This window comes from Microcystis sp. M169S2 (assembly GCF_020245865.1).
In the GTDB taxonomy this organism is placed as follows: Bacteria; Cyanobacteriota; Cyanobacteriia; order Cyanobacteriales; family Microcystaceae; genus Microcystis; species Microcystis ichthyoblabe_A.
The window spans coordinates 1-3,049 of sequence record NZ_JADBUB010000244.1 but is presented as its reverse complement, the minus strand read 5'-3'; the positions used below and the strand labels follow the sequence as shown (position 1 = coordinate 3,049).

General features: G+C 53.0%; 1 protein-coding gene. It reads left to right on the top strand.

The genetic code is table 11. The annotated features are described in order from the left end of the window. The coding region (locus IM485_RS21540; RefSeq protein WP_287745472.1) for a beta strand repeat-containing protein at positions 1-3,049 on the top strand (3,049 nt) is incomplete at both ends.

Genomic DNA, 3,049 nt, shown 5'->3' with positions numbered 1-3,049 from the left:
CTGGAGCAGCGGCAACGTCTCAGTGCTATTAGGAACCGGCACGGGCAGTTTTGGACCCGCCACTAACTTTTCCGTGGGGAGTGGTCCCACTTCCGTGACGGTAGGGGACTTCAACGGCGATGGCAAATCCGACTTGGCTGTGGCGAACCGTTACGGCAGCAACGTCTCAGTGCTATTAGGAACCGGCACGGGCAGTTTTGGACCCGCCACTAACTTTTCCGTGGGGAGTGGTCCCACTTCCGTGACGGTAGGGGACTTCAACGGCGATGGCAAATCCGATTTGGCTGTGGCGAACTGGAGCAGCGGCAACGTCTCGGTGCTATTAGGAACCGGCACGGGTAGTTTTGGACCCGCCACTAACTTTACCGTGGGGAGTCGTCCCTGGTCCGTGACGGTAGGGGACTTCAACAGCGACGGCAAATCCGATTTGGCTGTGGCGAACCGGAACGGCAACAACGTATCGGTGCTATTAGGAACCGGCACGGGCAGTTTCGGCACCGCCACTAACTTTTCCGTGGGGAGTCGTCCCTGGTCCGTGACGGTAGGGGACTTCAACGGCGACGGCAAATCCGACTTGGCTGTGGCGAACCGTTACGGCAACAACGTATCGGTGCTATTAGGAACCGGCACGGGCAGTTTTGGTGCCGCCACTAACTTTACTGTGGGGACCGGTCCCCTTTCCGTGACGGTAGGAGACTTCAACGGCGACGGCAAATCTGATTTGGCAACGGCGAACTTTAATGGCTACAACGTCTCAGTCATCCTCAATACCACCCCGAAAATCACCATCGCCCCCGGCACCAACCCCGTAGAAGGGGGAACCGTCGGCACCTTTATCATTACCCTAGACACCGCCGCACCAACGGGTGGGATAGTGGTCAACTTCAACACCACTGGCAGTACCGCCACCATTCTCGCCGACTATTCCCTCACTGCTGGCACAAATATCACCGCAGTAACCGCCAACACCTTCACCATCGCCGCCGGAGCCACCACCGCCACCCTCAACGTGGTCGCCCTATCCGATGCAGTAAATGACCCCAACGAAACCGTCAAAGTCAACCTGACATCGGGGGGAGACTACATCCTTGGTGCCAACTCTAGCGCCAGCTTTAATCCTGCTACTAACTTTTCCGTGGGGACTAATCCCCTTTCCGTGACGGTAGGGGACTTCAACGGCGACGGCAAATCCGATTTGGCTGTGGCGAACGCGTACAGCGGCAACGTCTCGGTGCTATTGGGAACCGGCACGGGTAGTTTTGGCACCGCCACTAACTTTGCTGTGGGGAGTGGTCCCTTTTCCGTGACGGTAGGGGACTTCAACGGCGACGGCAAATCCGATTTGGCTGTGGCGAACAGTGGTAGCAGTAACGTCTCGGTGCTATTAGGAACCGGCACGGGCAGTTTCGGCACCGCCACTAACTTTTCCGTGGGGACTAATCCCAATTCCGTGACGGTAGGAGACTTCAACGGCGACGGCAAATCCGATTTGGCTACGGCGAACTTTAGTAGCAACAACGTATCGGTGCTATTAGGAACCGGCACGGGTAGTTTTGGACCCGCCACTAACTTTTCTGTGGGGATTAGTCCCTTGTCCGTGACGGTAGGGGACTTCAACGGCGACGGCAAATCCGATTTGGCTGTGGCGAACTTTAATAGCAACAACGTCTCGGTACTATTGGGAACCGGCACGGGTAGTTTTGGCACCGCCACTAACTTTGCTGTGGGGAGTAGTCCCCGTTCCGTGGCGGTAGGGGACTTCAACGGCGACGGCAAATCCGATTTGGCTGTGGCGAACCGTTACGGCAATAACGTATCGGTGCTATTAGGAACCGGCACGGGTAGTTTTGGACCCGCCACTAACTTTACTGTGGGGACTGTTCCCCGTTCCGTGACAGTAGGGGACTTCAACGGCGACGGCAAATCCGATTTGGCTGTGGCGAACTCTGTGAGCAATAACGTATCGGTGCTATTAGGAACCGGCACGGGCAGTTTCGGCACCGCCACTAACTTTTCTGTGGGGAATGGTCCCCTTTCCGTGACGGTAGGGGACTTCAACGGCGACGGCAAATCCGATTTGGCTGCGGCGAACTTTTACAGCCACAACGTCTCAGTCCTCCTCAATGCTGACCCCACCGCCGCCGTCACCATTACCGACCCCTCTATTTCTCTTACTATCAACGATGTTACCCTTACCGAAGGCAATAGCGGCACCACTAACGCGGTCTTTACCGTTAGCCTTTCTAGTGCCGCCAGTACGATTGTTAGCGTCAACTACGCCACCGCCAACGGTACAGCAACCGCCGGAACCGATTACACCGCTATTCCTACCACTACCTTAACCTTCAATCCGGGAGAAACTTCTAAAACGATTACAGTTGCAGTTAATGGCGATAACCAAGTTGAACTCAATGAGACATTTTTCCTCAATCTCAGCAATTTACAAGGAAATGGCAGTAATGTCACCCTAGCTGATAATCAAGGTCAGGGAACGATTAATAACGATGACAGTGCATCTATTGCGATTAGCGATGTCACAATTACCGAAGGAAATAGTGGGACAACTAATGCAGTATTTACTGTCACTCTTTCTAATGCAGTTGATACAGCGATTACCCTCAATTACGCCACAGCCGATGGAACCGCTACCACAGCGGATAATGATTATATAGCGATTGCTACTACTCCCTTAATCTTCAATGCTGGTGAGACTTCTAAGACGATTACAGTTGCTGTTAATGGCGATAACCAAGTTGAAAGTAACGAGACTTTCTTCGTTAATTTGAGTAGTCTAAATGCTAATGGTCGCAACGTTACCATAGCCGATAATCAAGGTCAAGGGACGATTACCAATGATGATGTCATACTTCCTAGTATTACTCTTGCGGTTTCTCCTAGTAGTGTTACTGAAGACGGGACAAGTAATCTCCTCTACATCTTCATCCGCACAGGAGATACAACTAATCCCTTAACGGTTAACTATAGTATTGGTGGGACAGCAATCAACGGAACCGATTACACTTTGCTTCCTACCAGTGTCACCTTCGAG